General features: G+C 42.6%; 10 protein-coding genes and 1 pseudogene. 5 read left to right on the top strand and 6 right to left on the bottom strand.

Annotation, left to right across the window (positions count from 1 at the left end):
* Window positions 1–55 precede the first annotated feature (55 nt).
* Window positions 56–1,618 (top strand): metallophosphoesterase family protein, encoded by a 1,563-nt coding sequence (locus tag F8R90_RS09535; protein ID WP_196510547.1) that lies wholly within the window; start codon window positions 56–58, stop codon window positions 1,616–1,618.
* A gap of 123 nt (window positions 1,619–1,741) precedes the next feature.
* Here the strand turns inward: F8R90_RS09535 and F8R90_RS09540 are convergent, their stop codons facing one another.
* The 4 genes from F8R90_RS09540 to F8R90_RS09555 form a co-directional block, all read right to left on the bottom strand.
* Window positions 1,742–2,149, bottom strand: coding sequence for a hypothetical protein (locus F8R90_RS09540; protein ID WP_196510548.1), 408 nt, complete (start codon window positions 2,147–2,149; stop codon window positions 1,742–1,744).
* Window positions 2,150–2,412: 263 nt separating this feature from the next.
* The gene (locus F8R90_RS09545) at window positions 2,413–2,847 is read right to left on the bottom strand and encodes a CAAD domain-containing protein (RefSeq protein WP_196510549.1); all 435 of its coding nucleotides are present in this window, start codon (window positions 2,845–2,847) and stop codon (window positions 2,413–2,415) included.
* Window positions 2,848–3,042: 195 nt separating this feature from the next.
* Window positions 3,043–3,501, bottom strand: coding sequence for a BON domain-containing protein (locus tag F8R90_RS09550; protein WP_196510550.1), 459 nt, complete (start codon window positions 3,499–3,501; stop codon window positions 3,043–3,045).
* A gap of 131 nt (window positions 3,502–3,632) precedes the next feature.
* Window positions 3,633–4,907 (bottom strand): histidine kinase, encoded by a 1,275-nt coding sequence (locus tag F8R90_RS09555; RefSeq protein ID WP_196510551.1) that lies wholly within the window; start codon window positions 4,905–4,907, stop codon window positions 3,633–3,635.
* Window positions 4,908–5,763: 856 nt separating this feature from the next.
* Between F8R90_RS09555 and F8R90_RS09560 the strand changes: the two genes are divergently transcribed.
* The 4 genes from F8R90_RS09560 (at window position 5,764) to ilvD (ending at window position 16,225) form a co-directional block, all read left to right on the top strand.
* Entirely contained in the window at window positions 5,764–8,895 is a 3,132-nt protein-coding gene (locus F8R90_RS09560) for an MFS transporter (protein WP_196510552.1), read from the top strand.
* 566 nt (window positions 8,896–9,461) lie between these two features.
* Complete coding sequence (locus F8R90_RS09565; protein ID WP_196510553.1) at window positions 9,462–12,086, top strand: hybrid sensor histidine kinase/response regulator; 2,625 nt, start codon at window positions 9,462–9,464, stop codon at window positions 12,084–12,086.
* Window positions 12,087–12,745: 659 nt separating this feature from the next.
* On the top strand, window positions 12,746–14,281 hold the full coding sequence (locus F8R90_RS09570; protein WP_196510554.1) for a calcium-binding protein: 1,536 nt from the start codon (window positions 12,746–12,748) through the stop codon (window positions 14,279–14,281).
* A gap of 258 nt (window positions 14,282–14,539) precedes the next feature.
* Entirely contained in the window at window positions 14,540–16,225 is a 1,686-nt protein-coding gene (ilvD, locus tag F8R90_RS09575; protein WP_196510555.1) for a dihydroxy-acid dehydratase, read from the top strand.
* Window positions 16,226–16,607: 382 nt separating this feature from the next.
* Here the strand turns inward: ilvD and F8R90_RS09580 are convergent, their stop codons facing one another.
* Window positions 16,608–18,191, bottom strand: a complete 1,584-nt coding sequence (locus tag F8R90_RS09580; RefSeq protein WP_230966221.1) for an ATP-binding protein — start codon at window positions 18,189–18,191, stop codon at window positions 16,608–16,610.
* A 17-nt stretch (window positions 18,192–18,208) separates the two neighbouring features.
* Window positions 18,209–18,398, bottom strand: a pseudogene (locus F8R90_RS32795) (RNA-guided endonuclease TnpB family protein); the annotation flags it as partial.

Here is an 18,398-nt window from a genome sequence, read left to right on the forward strand (position 1 = left end):
TGTCTCCCCTACCTCCCCTGCTCCCCTTCAATTGAAAACTCAGGAGTAGGTTGCATTGAAACTTGTATCTGATCCAGCGATCGCTAACAAAATTCGTAAAATGAACCAGCGGGTACGCTGGCAAGACCCGTTAATTGTAGAACGGGGTATCGACCAAACTCGGCTGGTGTTGGAAGATGGGCAAACAGACAATTCTGAGTTCTCATTTTTAGTTGTAGGTGATAGTGGTTCCGGCAAGCACCGGGGACACAATCCTCAGCGACAGGTGGCTGAAATGATGCTGCCCCATCACAACGAATCCCGTTTTATGTTGCACATGGGGGATGTGATCTATTTAGTGGGGTCGAGTGAATACTACCATCAGAACTTCATCCAGCCCTATCGAGAGTTTATTTTGGGGGGAAACCATCCCAAAGGAATTGCCTATGACCAGATGGTTTTTAAGCTGCCCATTTTACCTGTACCGGGAAATCACGATTACTATAACTTGCCGATTCTCTTGAGCTTGGCCTCGCTAACAACATTACCCATTCGTCGCCTGTTGCGATCGCGGTTAGACCTAGATGTGGGCTTGCATGGCTCAGGAACTGGTGAGGCATACGCACGGGCGTTTCTAGACTATCTCAAGGCGTTTCAACTTCCAGAAGAGTTAGCCAGCCACTTAGATCAGTACTATACAGCCAAGACAGAGACAGGTCGTTGTCTTTGCTATGAACCTGGGCATTTTACCCGCCTTCCCAATCGCTACTACACTTTTCGCTATAACGGGATTGATTTTTTTGCCTTGGATTCTAATACATTTAACGATCCACCGCCCCTACCTAAAACAAAAGAAGGTAACGCCGATCGCAGAATCTTAGAAAAACGTCGTAAAGATTTAGAGCAAGAAAAGCTGCAAATAATTGAAACCTCAGCCAAACTTCGTCCAGAAAACCCCAGCGAAGCCGACCAATTAGACGATTTTCACGCCAAACTGTCACAAATTGAAGAAATTATTGTTGATATCGACAAGCAATTAGCTGTTGATAAAACCACGCTGACTGACACTGAACAACTAGACTGGCTCAAGCAAAGATTAATTGAATCTTGGAATAACTCTGAAGTTCGGGGAAGAGTGATTTTTTTCCATCATCCTCCCTATGTAACTGAAGCGACAAAGTGGCAACAAGCACAAACTCTGATAATTCGCGATCGCCTCCGTGGTGTGCTGGATGCGGTAGCTAAAGAAATAGGTTCCCTAACTCAGGGGCGTTCTTTGGTCGATTTGGTATTAAACGGTCACGCCCACTGCTTGGAACATCTGGAGACAATGGATACAGGACACGCTGATTCTCATATCCACTGGATTGTTTGTGGCGGTAGCGGCTTTAGTTTGCGCCGCCAGCGGACTGAGGGAGCAGATTTGAGAGAGACTTTTGGCAATGAAAATAGATTAGTGGCGCGATCGCATCTCTTCATTGGTCGCAACGGTGAAGGTTCTCAGAAGCGGCGACCTTACTCAGGTTTACGCATTGACGTTAAAGGTGATGGTCATCCCAAGTTCATTGTTCGTCCCTTGGTTGCCGAATGGTATCAGCGGCAATGGCATCATCGTGAACTTGAACCCTTGATTATCTAGTAACATACTTCTCGAAATATTGGCCCCATAAATATAAATAGAGACGCAATTATTGCGTCTCTACAAATCGCCTATTTAGCCTTCTGAAGTGTTAATTGCATCCAGCAAAAAGGATGATGTTAATTAAATTATTCCTGGGCCTCTACCGCGTTTGTCACCTTTATCGGTCAACTTCCCTTCCTCGTCCTGATTTACTTCTCCGAGTTCTTCAACGCGTTGGGCGGTATCTTCTGCTGCTTGTTTGCGTGCATCGCCCGGTTCTTCGTAGTACATTTCCGGTTCAACTGCATAGTTGTTCAACAAACCTTCTTTGTCCACGGTGTATCCATCAGTAGTGCGTACACTTCCTGGATCAGTTTGGTCATCCGTAGGGGCATCTGCCTCCCTTTCTTCTGTGGGGAGTGTTTTGTAGAGATTTCCTTCTCTTTCCATTCGAGCAGCTGTTTCCGCTGGGATAATTCCGCGATCGTATGTATCTACTTCAGCTCGGTCAGATGAATCTATATCTCTCTTAACTGCTTCATTAGCCATAATTTATGTCCTCGTTAAAGAATCTATTAAATAACTTCAAAACCTAGATTAGGCTGTTTTTCATTTCCGTTCTACTATCTTTAGAAGGGATTTTAACCTAAATATAATGTTATGTTCTCTATCTTTTGATGTATCCGAAAGATTAAGATTAAGTCCGGTTAAATACTTGTAATTTACCTTCATTAACAAAACAAGGGGCATTAAGCCCCTTATCAAAGTAGACAAACTTCCATTCCAGTAAACTAGTTTAATGGTTTGGAAATTTATTCGCCTACAAATTGGTTTTTCAGCGATTGAATTTCATCGGCTAATTCTTGCCGAGTTGAAGCTTTAAGTAGATAACGAGAAATAAACCAAGTGGCGTAACCAATACCAATTAACTCAAAAGTCGGTGATAGTAGCGGAATATCATTGATTGCATCGAGTAGTGCTAGTACTACTTTGGCCGTAACAATCGCCGCCAGAATTAAACCAACAGTTGTTAGAGGTTGCCTATAGTCTTGAAAAAATCGACCTAAGTATTCGGGGAATTGCTCCAAAAATTGAGAAACTTGTCTGCTAATTTGCTGCCATTGTGATTCAGGTTCAGGTGCTGGTGGTAACTTTGGCAAGTTTGCAGTATCTGTACCTTCAAGTGCTAGCGTACCTTCTGAGAAGGAGGCATTAATGGATTCACGTTGCTGTTGTTCAGTTTCCATAGTTTTATTTTCGGCAATTACAAGAGTTTCTATAACTGACTGATCGTCAATAAATATAATTATTCAGGTCGTCAGTTGTCAATTATTAATGGTCAGTAATAAGTATAACTGACCACTAAAACTGAGTAGAGGCATCTAAATTTATTTATGATTTATTTATGCCTACATACTCACTTGGATTTATTGTTAACTGCCTTAGCTTTGTGGAGGGGCAACAGTTGCTTTAACAACTACAGTTTTAACACCTTTAATTTCTTTAGCTAAACGTTCAATTTTAGCCAATTCCTGCTGATTGTTCACAGTTCCTGCGACAGTGACAGTTCCATCATCTGCTGCATCAACTGTTAGTTGACCCTTGGGTATGTTTGCCTCCAACTTGGAGCGAACTTCACTTGCTAGGTCACCTGTAGCTCTTTGTGTATCGCCGCCAGTGGCATTATTCCGCTGTTCGCGGGCGCGAATATCAGCATCAAGTTGTCTTCTGCGAACTTCACTTTGAGCGTCTTGTTGAGCCGCTTGTGTTGTTTGTGCAGTTGGTGCTTGTGGAGCTTCGTCAGGAGCGGGCGCAGTCACAGTTGTTTTAGAAGCGTTATCACAAGCCGCAACACCAAAAACTAGAAGGCAACTAATTAAGAAAGGAGTTAGCTTTTGCATATGTTTAATTCTGAATCGGAAAGTGAAATTTGTGGAGTTTGTTGATATTCACGGCATAAGTGAGGAGCAAAGCTTTTATTTACTTGCTCCTGTAATTTCAGGAAATTGGTGTGAGTGACAACTAGCTTGGGTTAGAGCGTTTCATCCCGACGGTCAACAATGACTACAGCAGGATCGTCTCTATGAAGGTCTGTTGAGTAATTGGTGCGATCGCTAACTGCGGTATCATGATGAGTCACTCGGTCTAAACCTGAGCGATGTTCGCCTAAATCAGTAGCATCATAGGTGGCAAATTCTTCAATACCGCGACGGTTGAGAATTGCTTCTGCTTGGTGGATTTCAGCTTGCGTACCATCGATAATTACCAAGTAGTCGCCTCTTTGGAAGCGATCATTATATACTCGCGCCTTGTCTTCAGGAATTCCCAAGCCAACGAGTCCGCCAACAAGACCCCCAGCTGCTGCACCAATCGCACCGCCAGCCACTGTTGATGCCAAAGCGGTCGCTGCTGCACCCCCTGCAATCACAGGCCCGACTCCAGGAATCGCTAAAGTTCCAAGACCAACTAATAAACCAGTCAAGCCACCTAGTACACCACCTGTAGCGGCTCCAGCTTTTACACCCTCGTCTGCTTTATTTCCTGTCCCGACATTTTTATCTACATCTACACCAGCGATCCCATGACCGCTTGTATCTTTGGCAATGATGGAGACTCTACTTAAAGGAAAACCTGCATCTCGTAATTCTGTTAGTGCTGCTTCTGCATCTCGGCGATGAGAAAATACTCCAATCGCGCGTCTGGCAACACTACTATGAGCCACATTAGAAGTTGGAGCGACATAATCCACATTTGCAGTTCTAGCATCTGGGTTGTCATAAATGCCAAATTCTTCGACACCCCGCTGATGTAGAATTGCTTCTGCTCTAGCAATTTCTGTATCTGTACCATCTAGGATCACTAAATAGTGTCCTCGTCTCACGCGTTCGTCGTAAACTCTGGCTCGTTCTTCAGGAATTCCTAAACCAATCAATGCACCAAGCAAACTACCAGCTACTGCACCAATACCAGCTCCCGCGAGAGTAGTAGCTAAGGTGGTTGCTGCGGCTCCAGCTAGCATAATTGGCCCAATTCCAGGAATTGCCAAAGTACCAAGACCGACTAATAAGCCAGTCAATCCGCCCAAAGCACCGCCTGTAGCTGCTCCGACTTTAGCGCCTTCGTCAGATTTATCACCGACGCGATCGCGCACTTCAGCACCAGCAATATCATCTCTGTCTCCATCTTGGGTAATAACAGAGACTCTGTTCATGTCAAAGCCAACTTTTTTTAATTCATGTAGCGCATGTTCAACATCTCGACGATGAGAAAATACACCTACAGCACGTTTATGTACACCTACAACCATTATTTTGTCTCCTCAGCAAAAATCAATTATTCACTAATTTATAGCTCCTAATAACCTTTATTAATACATGTTTTTATTTCCTTTTCATCAATCGCTTGGAAGAATTTTTTTCTCTATCATTAGACATAGGTGTTTTTATCTAAAGTTAGTAAAAATATTTAAGTATCAAATAAATTATGTCTTATAAAACCAGATGTTAACTACTATATTTTCCTGTAAAATTAGTTTTTTAGATAACTGAATCTCACCCAAAAAATATCTATTGAATATAAGCTAATACAAAGATGTAGAACTATATTTAGGTTTAAGTTCATGGATAACATACTTTATAAGACAATACGCTTGGGTTAAGGCTTAACTTTTTGTCAAACAAACTCAATTTTTTAACGAACCGCAAAGTACGCAAAGGGCACAAAGGAAGAGAAGAAAGAGAAAAAAGGGAAGAGAGAAATGCTTAACTGAACTGTATTGCTTTATAAGAATAAAATTTATTGATCAGAATTAGGTTGGATATTCTGACCTAAAAAGTAGAGAATTTCAGGCTTTATACCCCTTGGTTCTCTTCATCAAGCTGGGTTAAGCTCTATTTTCTAAAATAGATTGGGGTATTGTTCAAGTAAAAAATAACACCAATTCTAGTTTAGATAATTTTATAAAATTGTGAAAAAGTTATTAAAATATATATTGTTTTATTTAATTTTTAACTAATAAAACAATAATATTCTTTTCTAAAATACGACTTTTGGCAAACCAACTTCTTACCTAAGAAAGTGTCAGATTATATAACTGACAATTAAATTGAGAAGTAAGCCATTTTATAAATGGTTATTTAAATGAGAGCAAGTGAGAAAATTCTATGTTTCAAAGTGTTTTAACTATTTGGGGATGGAACTGGCTGCCTTTGGGATTAGCGCCAATAACTTTAGCCCAGGAAGTACTAACGCCAGAAGAAGCATCAGTTCTTTTTTCTGGCCCTAAATTTTTGGTAGCATTGGTGGCTGGGGTCTTAATGGCATTTGCCTTTCAATTGTTATTCACAAACTTTTCAGTCGCTGTAGGAATTTCATCTTGGGAAATTGATTCAGATTCTGATGATGAATCAGAAAGTTTGGGTAGTAAAATTCGTAATGTTCAAACCAAGGTTGGTTCTTGGGCATTAATAACCGCTAGCATTGCATTATTTATTGCTTGTTTTCTAGCGGTAAAACTTAGCTTAATCGAAAGTGCATTTCTAGGATCAATTATCGGTGTAGTCATCTGGTCTACCTATTTCTCACTAGTAATTTGGTTAGGTTCATCGGCAGTAGGTTCTTTAATTGGTTCTATTGCTAATACTGTTACTTCTGGTTTTCAAGCTCTGATGGGTACAGCAACTGCTGGTATTGGTGCTAATACCGCGAAAAAACAGTTGGTTTCTACTGCTGAAGATATTACAGCCGCAGTCCGGCGGGAATTAACTTCAGGTTTTGATCCTGAAGAGATTAGAAATACGCTTCAAAGTTCCTTAGGTTCTTTGGAATTGCCAAAGCTGGACATCAAAGAAATTCGGAGTCAATTTGACCAGTTGCTTAAAGATACAGATTTGCAATCTGTTGCTAATAGCGACCTATTGCAAAACATTAATCGCCAAACATTTGTTGATTTAATCAGCAATCGTACAGATTTATCTAAAGAAGATATAAATCGCATTGCTGATCAATTTGAAGGCGCTTGGCAACAAGCTTTAAACCGCAAAAATCCCACAGAACAAGTAATTAATTTGCTCAAGTCTGCTACTCCCGAAGAACTGAATTCAGAGCAATTAGGGGAACGGCTTCAAGAACTGGTTACAGTCGGAGGTGGTAATGGCAAGCAAAGTAATGGTGTAATGAAACAAGCTATGCGATATGGCTTGAGTGCTGCTGTACCAGCAGTCTTGGATCGGGTAAACCTTTCCAATATAGATGTGAACAAAATTACAACTCAGTTGCAAAAGCTGAAAGAAAAAGTTCAAGATGTCGATGTCGATCAAATCACAGAACAACTTCAAAAGCTTAGAGAGCAAGCAACTGAGCAAGTATCTGCAAGATTGCCAATATCGCTTGAAAACACGATTAAGGCAGATGTAGAAGACTACATATTAAATTCCTTTCCTTGGCATTTTAACCGCATTACCCTAAGAGATGAATTTAAAGAAGTCATCTATGATGTGAATGCAGATCCAACAACTGTGAGACGCGAGTTGGAAGAACTGAATCAAGAATATTTCGCCAACTTGCTAAACCAACGGGGTGATATCAGCGAAGCCAGGGTGAAAGAAATCGCTGAACAAATGGAGAGCGATCGCCAGGAAGTTTTAGAAACTGTAAAACAGGCCCAAGCGCGAGAAAAAGGGCAAGATTTTCGCAGCCGCATCGAAGATTATCTGCGTTCGACGGGGAAAGAAGAACTCAACCCTGAAGGTATTGAACGCGACTTTGCCAGATTGGTGGAAGATCCACAAGCTGGCTTTGAAGATTTAACTAGCCGCTTCGGGCAATTTGACCGCGATACTTTTGTACAATTGCTCCAGCAACGTCAAGATATCAGCGAAGAAGAAGCTAACAATATTGTTAGTCAACTCGAACGCAACCGCGATAATTTCTTAAATCGTGCTAGAGAATTGCAAGAACAAGCAAAAGCTAGAGCCGATGAACTACGCCAAAGAGTTGAAGACTATCTGCGGAATACTAATAAAGACGAACTAAATCCCGAAGCTATCAAACGTGAGTTTAGAGTTTTATTAGACGATCCGCAAGCCGGAATTAGCCAATTGACTTCACGCTTATCGCAATTTGACCGGGATACACTGGTACAATTGCTCACTCAGCGTCAAGATTTGAGCGAAGAACAGGTAAACCAAATTCTCGATCAGATCGAAGCAGTCCGAGATAGTATTTTGCAAGTACCGCAACAAGCGAGAGAACAGTACGAAAAAACGACAAAAGCGATCGCAGACTACCTCCGCAATACCAATTTGGAAGAACTTGATCCCGAAGGAATCAGAGCCGATTTGGAAAAATTACTCGATGATCCTAAAGCAGGAGCATTAGCATTGCGCGATCGCTTGTCTCACGTTGATCGAGAAACCCTGGTTAAACTTGTGAGTCAACGGGGAGATTTGAGCCAAGAGCAGGTTAATCAGATCATTGATCGGGTACAAGATGCGATTGGTGATATTGTGAGAGCGCCACGCCGTTTAGCAAAACGTACCACTCAAGTAGCTCTAGATTTTGAAGGCAATCTTGAAGATTACCTGCGAAATACTAACAAAGAAGAACTCAACCCAGAAGCAATTAAACGCGATTTGCAATTGCTGCTGTCTTCTCCCCGCGCTGGAATTGGGAGTTTAAGCGATCGCGCCTCCAAATTTGACCGATCGACAATTGTGGCCCTGTTATCTCAACGGGAGGATATCTCAGAAGAGGAAGCTAACCGAATTGTGGATCAAATTGAGTCTGTGCGGAGTTCGATTGTCGAACAATTCCAGCAGATCCAGCAGAGAGTGCAATCAGTACTTGATGGAGTTTTTGCTAGAGTTCGTAACTATCTCAACTCGTTGGATCGTTCGGAACTCAACTATGAAGGCATTAAGCAAGACTTTGCTAAAGTATTCGACGATCCGCAAGCTGGATTTGAAGCGTTGCGCGATCGCCTCAGTCAATTTGATCGTGACACCTTAGTTGCTGTCATCAGTTCTCGTGAGGATATTTCTGAGAGCGATGCTAACCGCATTATCGACCAAATAGAAGCGGCACGGGATGGCGTACTGCAACGAGCCGAACGCATCCAGAAAGAAACGCAAAAACGCCTGAAAGCAATCCAAGAACAAACTAAAAAGCAAGCACAAGAAACCAAAAAAACTGTTGCAAATGCTGCATGGTGGTTATTTGGCACAGCTTTAACTTCCCTTGCAGCCAGTGCGATCGCTGGTGCGATCGCTGTCACTGGGATAACTCTACCTGGGTAAAATACCTCCGTCATTAGGAATTTTGACAAAATACAAAGTGGTATTCAGGCTTTAAATCTGAATGCCACTTTTCTTTTCTATCAGCAATCAAACTCTCGTAACAATTCCATAATTTAGGCAAAAAATCCTTGAAAATCTTGTTTTTATTCTTTTTCAAAAGTTTAGTTACTCTCTAAATTTTTCTGCCGGAAGATAGAAGATTTAGGGCAAACATATATTAAAGCTACTGGCTTCGCTAGAAGCCAGGGAAAACAGAGTAAAAAACTTTGGCAAAGCCAGACTTAATCCCTTTTTGCAATCACTTGCTTCAAATATGTACAATTTCCTGAAGTTGTTACCAATCAAGATTTATGCTGCAATAAAGGAAACACATCTTAAATCGGCGCACCTCTTATAGTATTAAGGTATAGCCATAAAAGGAACAACCACAGTTAAATTTAAATTACTTCGTCTAAGGTAGTTTTAACTATATTTATTCATAAAAATACTATGGGCAATAGTCCGTAGGTGTAACCAGTAGTCACCAGATATTGAGAACCTCATTGATTAGATGGGGCATATAATAGATGAACAATGATGAGTGTAACCTTACAGACTGTAAGCAGGCAGAAGAGGCACTGCAACAGCAAATTCAATGGCAGCGATTGGTGATGGCAATTGCCCAGCGCATCCGCCAGAGTTTGAATTTGGACAAGGTTCTGAATACGACCGTAACTGAAGTACGTCAGCTCCTAGAAGTAGATCGAGTGTTCATGTATCAGTTTGAACCAGACTACGGCGGGGTAGTGGTGGTAGAGTCTGTTGATGATCATTGTATTTCTACCCTGAATACCCAAGTCAAAGACACTTATTTTATGGAAACTCATGGCGAGGAGTACAGACAAGGGCGCATTCAAGCGATCGCAGATATTTATACAGCAGGTTTGACTGAATGCCACCGCGATTTACTTATTCAGTTCCAAGTCAGGGCAAACTTGGCAGTCCCGATCTTGCAAGGAAAAAAATTATGGGGATTATTAGTTGCCAACCAGTGTGCAGCACCCCGACAGTGGCAGACTTGGGAAATCGATTTACTTAAACAATTGGCAATACAAGTAGGCATTGCCATCCAGCAATCTCAACTGTATGAGCAGGTAAATACTGAACTTGTTGAACGCAAGCGAGTGGAATCTGGTTTAAGAGCACGTGTGCGCCAGCAGGCAGCCGTGGCTAAATTGGGTCAGTTAGCTCTAGCGAATATAGACCTTTACGCATTAATGGACGAAGCCGTTGTCCTGATTAATCAAAGCCTTGAGGTTGAGTACAGTAAAGTTTTGGAAGTGCTTCCTGATCAGAACACCTTACTGTTGCGATCGGGAGTCGGTTGGCAATCAGGGCTGGTGGGAAATTTCAAATTAGAATTAGGTGGAGGGAATGAGACTCAGGCCTCCTATACACTACTTTCCAGTGAGCCAGTAATTGTTGGTGACCTTGCCAAAGAAACGCGGTTTCAAGGGCCACCTTTATTGATTGACCACTCAGTAATCAGTGGCATTAGCGTCATCATTCAGGGTCAAAAACAACCTCTTGGTGTCTTAGGCGCACATACAACTAGATATCGAGAGTTTACCCAAAATGATATTCATTTTTTGCAAGCGATCGCTAATGTGTTGGCTATGACCATTGAGCGCAAATGGGCAGAACAGAAAATCCGCGAACAAGCAGCTTTACTAGATATCGCTTCTGATGCGATCGTTGTACGAAATTTTCAAAACCAAATCTTATTCTGGAATCAAGGTGCAGAACGTCTGTATGGTTGGGAAGCTCATGAGGCTTTGGGAAAGAACCTTGAGGAGCTGCTGTGCAAAAAAAGCCCACAGCAACTGCAAGTGGCTTTAACAAATGTTACTGACTTTGGCTTATGGCAAGGTGAGTTACATAAAGTGACAAAGTGCGGCAAAGAAATTATCGTGGAAAGCCGATGGACACTGATGCGTGATGAAGCAGAGCAACCAAAATCCATCCTCTCCGTTGATACCGACATCACAGAGAAAAAACAACTCCTTGCTCAATTTCTCCGTACCCAGCGCCTAGAGAGTCTTGGTACGTTGGCAAGTGGTATTGCCCACGACCTCAACAATATCCTAACGCCCATTTTGTCTTCAGTAGAAATGTTAGCGCTCAAACTTCCCAATCTGGATGCACGTAATTATCAACTACTGAAACTTCTCGAAGATAACTCTAAACGTGCGGCGGATTTGGTCAAGCAAATTCTGACTTTTTCTCGTAGGTCTGAAGGCAACGGTATTTCTTTACAAATAGAACACTTACTTCTAGAAATCGATCAAATAGTCAAAAGCACATTTCCCAAATCGATCACAATTATCAATAATCTACCTAGACATCAACTCTGGACTATCTTGGCAGATCCGACTCAAATTCATCAGGTGTTAATGAATTTGTGCGTCAACGCTCGTGATGCCATGCCCAAGGGTGGCACACTATATATGTCTGCGGAGAATTTATTCGTTGATGAAAATTTTGCCAAAAGGAATCTAAATGCTCAAGTGGGCCCCTATATACTGATAACTATTTCAGATACAGGATTTGGGATTCCTCCACTAATTTTGGAGCGAATTTTTGAACCCTTTTTTACAACCAAAGAACCAGGAAAAGGCACTGGCTTAGGTTTGTCAACTGTGATTGGGATTGTCAAAAACCACAACGGTTTTGTGAAAGTGTCTAGCGAGATAGGCAAAGGTTCTCAATTTCAAGTTTATCTACCAGCTATAAACAAAAGTGCAAAGCAGCAAGCAGAGAACTTGGAATTGCCCAACGGCAACGGAGAATTAATTCTAGTTGTAGATGATGAAGCCGCTATCCTAGAGATTAGCAAAACTTTGCTTGAAGACCACAACTATGAAACTCTGACAGCTATTAACGGCATCGAGGCAATCTCATTGTACGCCCAGCATAAAAATCAAATTAGTATGGTGTTGATGGATATGATGATGCCATCAATGGATGGGTTAACTGCCATTAACATAATGCAACAAATGAACCCACAAGTAAAAATTATGGGCATCAGTGGCACAGTGACGGACAGTCAGACAGTCGAGGCTGCTAATGCTGGCATCAATATATTTTTGAGGAAGCCTTACACTTTCCATGAATTATTACACGCTATTAATGACTTCTTAAATCAGTCATAATCTCAGGGTAAGTCGTCCAGAAAAATTCAATTTGCTTTTTACTTCTTAATCTTTGTTCTTAGATAAGGAATGTAGTATAAAATACGTAAAAGACAGAATATTACTTCCGTGCTTTCCTTAATAATGGGCAACAGCTACTTTGACTTGCAGGTATCTCAGTTTGGCTAATTAACAGGCTTATACACGCTAAATGTGAATGACACATCTTTAGAAAATCATGCATCTTTAATGATTTGATTTCATGTGTTCTGGTGTAGGCAGTTTATGATGGCTACTTAGATTATGGCGATCGCAAAAGTTTTCCTTTCAGTAACTTTTTCTTAAAAATAAAATATAGTACCCCGCAGGGTACTATTATCACCTTGTTATTCCGAATACAGTAAGAAAGTCTTCAAAAGACTACTATTACATCCGAGAAAATCTCCTTCTGTCTAAGAACCTGGTTTTTGAATCAGCGAAGACATCAGACATAAGAAGAAAATATGATTCTTGGCACAAATTTTGATGCCAACATCATTGATATATGCGGTACTTCTCAAACCTTCAGACTTGACAGCAACAACCTGCCTCAATCAGGTCTGATCTGTCTGTTTATTTTTCTTCCTCTTTCCTCGTGAGGAAGTTATTTTATCGACTCTATAAATTAAGGAGAACTTATTATGTCGATTTTCAACGGTACCAACGGTGCTGACAACTTACCTCTATTTGGTTTTGATCCAGATCCAGGTGTTGCTGATATCTTCAACGGATTTGGCGGTAACGATATTATCTCCGCTTTTAACACCAACGATACAATTAATCCAGGAAGCGGACGTGACTCAACTAACGCAGGTGCTGGTAACGATCGCATCATTGATGACGACTTTGTAAACTTCGATAATCATAATGGTGGAACAGGTATAGACACGATTGATTATTCAGGTGTCACCTTCGCTTCCGGGGTAACAATCAACCTGGCAACAGGTTTAACATCCGTTACTGGTGGTAATACTGAAATTATCAGTAACTTCGAGAACGTCGAAGGCAGCCAGGGAGGTGAGACAATCGTTGGTTCCTCTGGTAATAACGTTCTCAACGGCAATGGCGGCAACGATACAATTAACGGCGGTAGTGGCAACGATACAATTAACGGCGGTAGTGGCAACGATAGCCTTGTTGGTAGTATTGGCAATGATAGCCTTGTTGGCGGTAGTGGCAATGATACCCTCAGAGGCGGTAGTGGGAACGATACCCTCAACGGTGGTACAGGTGCCGACAACATGGATGGAGGTGACAACAATGACCTCTACATCGTAGACAGCATTTTTGATGTTGCTTCCGAGGTATTTGGTGATGCTTTAGGTGGTATAGACACTGTACAGTCTTCAGTGAGCTACACCCTGAGTACTAACTTGGAAAACCTGACTTTGACGGGAATTGCAACAATTAACGGCACAGGTAACGCCCGAAACAACGTCATCAACGGCAACAGTGCCAATAATGTGCTGTCCGGGTTGGATGGTAACGATACTATTAATGGGGGCGCTGGGGTTGACTCAACCAACGGCGGCAGTGGTAATGATCGCATCATTGATACCGACTTTGTGACTTTCGACGTTCATAATGGTGGATCTGGCGTTGACACAATTGATTATTCAGGTGTTACCTTCGGTTCCGGGGTAACAATCAATCTGGCAACTGGCTTAACATCTGTTAGTGGTGGCAATACTGAAACCATCATTAACTTCGAGAATGTTGAGGGCAGCCAAGGCGGTGAGACGATTATTGGCTCCTTTGCAAATAATGTCCTAGACGGCAATGGCGGCAACGATACCATTAACGGTGGTGCTGGCAACGACATCCTTATTGGTGGTAGTGGGACAGATCGCCTCACTGGAGGATCGGGTAACGATATTTTCGATTTCAACTCACTTTCTGAGAGTCAACCTGGCTTCGCACGGGATGTAATCACTGACTTCGCTGGAAACGGTATCTTTGCAGGCGATCAAATTGATCTATCTACCATCGACGCTAACTCCATTCTTGCAGGCAACCAAGCCTTCACTTTCATTGGGTCTGGTGCATTCTCCGCAGTCGGTCAAGTCCGTTATTCAGGAGGTATTCTTCAAGCTAACACCGATTTCGATTTTGCCGCCGAGTTGGAAGTGCAGCTTGTAGGAGCACCAGGACTAGTAGCAAGCGACATTATCGTTTAATTAGTAATAATCTAACAGTCTGGATTCAATATCAAGTTAGATTCACTCATAATTCCCGCTAGAAACCCACCCCGCTAAAGCTACGCTTTTGCTCTCCTAAAAGCCTGCTTTTAGGGGTGTTTTTCTGATGGCAATTAGCCGAACGGTGAACTAGAGAAAATTATCAATGCTTTCTCATGTTCGATCGTGCCGCGTATACATGAGAAAATCAGGTAATACAATCGCAACAGTTGCGACGATGCCAGGGAAGGAAAAAAGATGTCGGAGAATTTGAGAAGCCAAATTGTGACGCAAGGGGTGCAGCGATCGCCTAATCGGGCTATGCTACGTGCAGTTGGTTTTAAAGATGAAGATTTCAATAAAGCCATTGTCGGTATTGCCAACGGCTACAGTACGATCACTCCCTGTAATATGGGGATAAATCTACTGGCACAAAGGGCAGAAGTTGGAATTAAAACCGCCGGGGCGATGCCGCAAATGTTCGGCACGATTACCATTAGCGATGGGATTTCGATGGGAACTGAAGGGATGAAATATTCCCTAGTGTCGCGGGAAGTCATTGCCGATTCCATTGAAACCGCCTGTACTGGCCAAAGTATGGATGGTGTACTAGCTATTGGCGGTTGTGATAAAAATATGCCTGGAGCAATGCTGGCGATCGCACGGATGAATATCCCTGCAATATTCGTTTACGGTGGGACAATTAAACCCGGTCACTACAATGGACGCGATTTAACTGTTGTCAGTTCTTTTGAAGCTGTTGGTCAATACAGTGCTGGAAAAATTGACGAAAAGGAACTATTAGAAGTTGAAGGTCGCGCTTGTCCTGGTGCTGGTTCTTGCGGGGGAATGTTCACAGCTAACACCATGTCTTCAGCATTTGAAGCACTGGGAATGAGTTTACCCTATTCCTCAACAATGGCGGCAGAAGATGCCGAAAAAGCCGACAGCACGGAAAAATCAGCATTTGTATTAGTCGAAGCCATTCGCAACCAAATCTTACCCCGCCAAATTATCACCCGCAAATCTATAGAGAATGCCATCTCTGTGATTATGGCCGTGGGTGGTTCGACGAATGCAGTGTTGCATTTCTTAGCGATCGCCCGCGCCGCTGATGTAGAGTTGACTATAGACGACTTTGAAACTATCCGCGCCCGTGTTCCCGTTTTGTGTGATTTAAAACCTAGTGGTAAATATGTCGCTACAGATTTGCACAAAGCTGGTGGCATTCCCCAAGTAATGAAGATGCTACTTGTGCATGACTTATTACACGGTGATAGCCTCACCATTAGCGGTCAAACAATTGCAGAGATACTGGCAGATATCCCAGAAGAACCATCTGCCAATCAAGATGTGATTCGTCCTTGGAATAACCCGATGTATGCTCAAGGACATTTAGCCATCCTCAGAGGTAATCTGGCAACAGAAGGGGCTGTCGCCAAAATTACCGGGGTGAAGAAACCAGTAATTACCGGCCCCGCACGGGTATTTGAATCGGAAGAAGCCTCTTTAGCTGCAATTTTGGCCGGTAAGATTCAAGCTGGTGATATTCTAATTATCCGCTACGAAGGGCCTAAGGGCGGCCCTGGAATGCGCGAAATGTTGGCTCCCACTTCAGCAATTATCGGTGCTGGCTTAGGTGATGCTGTGGGATTAATTACCGACGGACGCTTTTCTGGCGGTACTTACGGCATGGTAGTTGGTCATGTTGCTCCAGAAGCGGCAGTTGGTGGTGCGATCGCTCTTGTAGAAGAAGGCGATAGTATTACTATTGATGCACCTGCTCGTTTGTTGCAGTTGAATATATCTGAAGAAGAATTGGCCCGTCGTCGTGCCAACTGGCAACCTCCCGCTCCGCGTTACACTAAAGGCGTGTTGGCGAAATATGCCAAATTGGTATCTTCTAGCAGTATTGGTGCTGTAACAGATTTAGATTTGTTTTAGTTAACCCGATTATGATGTGAACTACCTACACTGACCTGATGGTACAGTGTAGGCTTTTCAATTCAATCAAATTATGGAATATCGGATATAACACCCCAGAGTAGATAACCTTAAGAAAGCTCTAGCGGGGGCAAAATTTCGGCGAGAGGAATGGAAGCGGTGTCTTTAGTATACTTTTCGACTTTTCAAACATCCTTTTAACAGGCTACACAGTCCAGATTTTCCAGTCGAGGATGCAACGGGAAAGATTGAGTTTTTACCATCAGCCGATCACACTTACTCATTCTTTTATTTCAAAATAGCGATCGCATTAATGAGTGTATAAATTAGCCAAAACAATCTTTGATCTAATTCTTGGCTGTTTCAATTTTGTCAGTAATTTTTAATTTTTACTTGTTAAAGGAATACAGATCGTAAACTCTGTCCCATATCCTGGGGTAGAATCAACTTCAATAGTTCCTGCGTGTTTTTCTACGACAATTTGATAGGCGATCGCCATTCCTAATCCGATGCCTTTGCCAACAGGTTTAGTAGTGAACATATAGTCAAATACCCGTTGCTTAATATCTTCTGACATGCCAATACCATTATCGTGAAACTGAATAATTGCGTAATGGCTTGATTCATCAACTTGGGTTTGGATCTTAATTTGATTGAGGTTAGTTTTAAGATCCTCAAAACTCCGTTTTTGGCTGGCTTCTTCGAGTGCATCGATCGCATTTGCCAGAATATTCATAAACACCTGATTGAGTTGTCCTGCGTAGCATTCAACTAGTGGCAAATCTCCGTATTTCTTAATGATCTGAATTTCTGCTTGGTCAGCCGTGGCTGTTAGGCGATGATTCAGAATCATCAGAGTGTTATCTAATCCTTCATTAATGTCTACAAATTTCATATCTGCTTCATCAAGGCGCGAGAAATTACGCAGCGACAGCACAATCTGACGAATGCGCTTGGTTCCCACTTGCATTGATGCCATTAGCTTGGGTAAATCTTCTGCCAAAAATTCAATATCAAGGTCTTGGGCGCGATCGCGAATTTCTGGTGTAGGATTTGGGTAGGTTTGTTCATAAAGCTTTAGCAAATCGAGGATACCTGCGCTGTATTCACTGGCATGGTTGAGGTTGGCATGAATAAAATTGGCGGGATTATTGATTTCATGTGCCACCCCAGCAACCAATTGTCCCAAGCTAGACATTTTTTCGGTGTGGATGAGTCGAGCTTGGGTATTTTGCAATTCTTTCAAGGTTTTGCTGAGTTGCTGTGCCTGTCGGCTGGAAACCAAGGCGCGATCGCGAATCTGCTCATATAGTTGCACCTGTCGCCATGCACTGATCAATCCAACCACTAGCAATCCTCCCAAAACCGTAGCCAACAGGTTCAACGCCTGCAATGGTGATTCAATATTTTCTTGTGGCACAACTAAAGCTACCGACCAATTTGCTTCTCTGAGGGGAGTGTAAGCAACATAGCTCCACTTCCCATCCAGTTGAGCCAATTCAATATTTGTGCGTTTAGCCACCATTTGTTGAGTAATTTCAGCTAACCTGGAATTGGGTGAGTTGAGGAAACTCTGGGCAACTTTTTCAGGTGTGCCAATTAGTTCCGTGTCGGGATGGGCGATGGGAACTCCTTGAGAATTCAGCGCAAAGGCATAGCTGCCCTTGCCTTGATGTAAATTGCTAATCGCTTCAACTACTCGGTTAATCAGAATTCCTCCCATTAACACACCTGCCGGCTTTGTGCCTGTTTCGGCAGGAATCGGCGAACTAATCTGAATTTGTAACTGATTGCTTGTGCGTCCAAGAATTGGATTGGCAGCTACGGTTTCACCCGCCATACTTCGCTGAAAAAATTCTCGATCTTTAACATTGAGACGACTCCCTTGAGTGTTAATTAATACACCATCTGGTGTGCTCAACGCCATGAGTAAAAACGTTTGCAGCCGCTTCACCTCAGATTGCAATTGACATCCTCCCGGCGCTAATCAGGAGTACCTGATATAGCGGGGGATTCCAAAGATCGCTCTTTGGACTTCCTCTTTCCGCGACCCGACTTACTTGGAGGAGTTTCCTCACCCACGCAGAGGTCGATGTCTCCAGAGGCGATTAACGTTCCTGTGTGCCCCACAGTACGGAGTCCAATTTCAAGAATATTCAGCGCTGCATTATGG

It is taken from the genome of Nostoc sp. NZL (assembly GCF_015714705.1).
Classification (GTDB): Bacteria; Cyanobacteriota; Cyanobacteriia; order Cyanobacteriales; family Nostocaceae; genus Nostoc; species Nostoc foliaceum_A.

Coding starts and splice junctions, on each gene's coding strand:
- F8R90_RS09540 (WP_196510548.1), bottom strand. CDS start 2,149: ATGGCTAATGAAGCAGTTAAGAGAGATATAGATTCATCTGACCGAGCT.
- F8R90_RS09545 (WP_196510549.1), bottom strand. CDS start 2,847: ATGGAAACTGAACAACAGCAACGTGAATCCATTAATGCCTCCTTCTCA.
- F8R90_RS09550 (WP_196510550.1), bottom strand. CDS start 3,501: ATGCAAAAGCTAACTCCTTTCTTAATTAGTTGCCTTCTAGTTTTTGGT.
- F8R90_RS09555 (WP_196510551.1), bottom strand. CDS start 4,907: ATGGTTGTAGGTGTACATAAACGTGCTGTAGGTGTATTTTCTCATCGT.
- F8R90_RS09560 (WP_196510552.1), top strand. CDS start 5,764: ATGTTTCAAAGTGTTTTAACTATTTGGGGATGGAACTGGCTGCCTTTG.
- F8R90_RS09565 (WP_196510553.1), top strand. CDS start 9,462: ATGAACAATGATGAGTGTAACCTTACAGACTGTAAGCAGGCAGAAGAG.
- F8R90_RS09570 (WP_196510554.1), top strand. CDS start 12,746: ATGTCGATTTTCAACGGTACCAACGGTGCTGACAACTTACCTCTATTT.
- ilvD (WP_196510555.1), top strand. CDS start 14,540: ATGTCGGAGAATTTGAGAAGCCAAATTGTGACGCAAGGGGTGCAGCGA.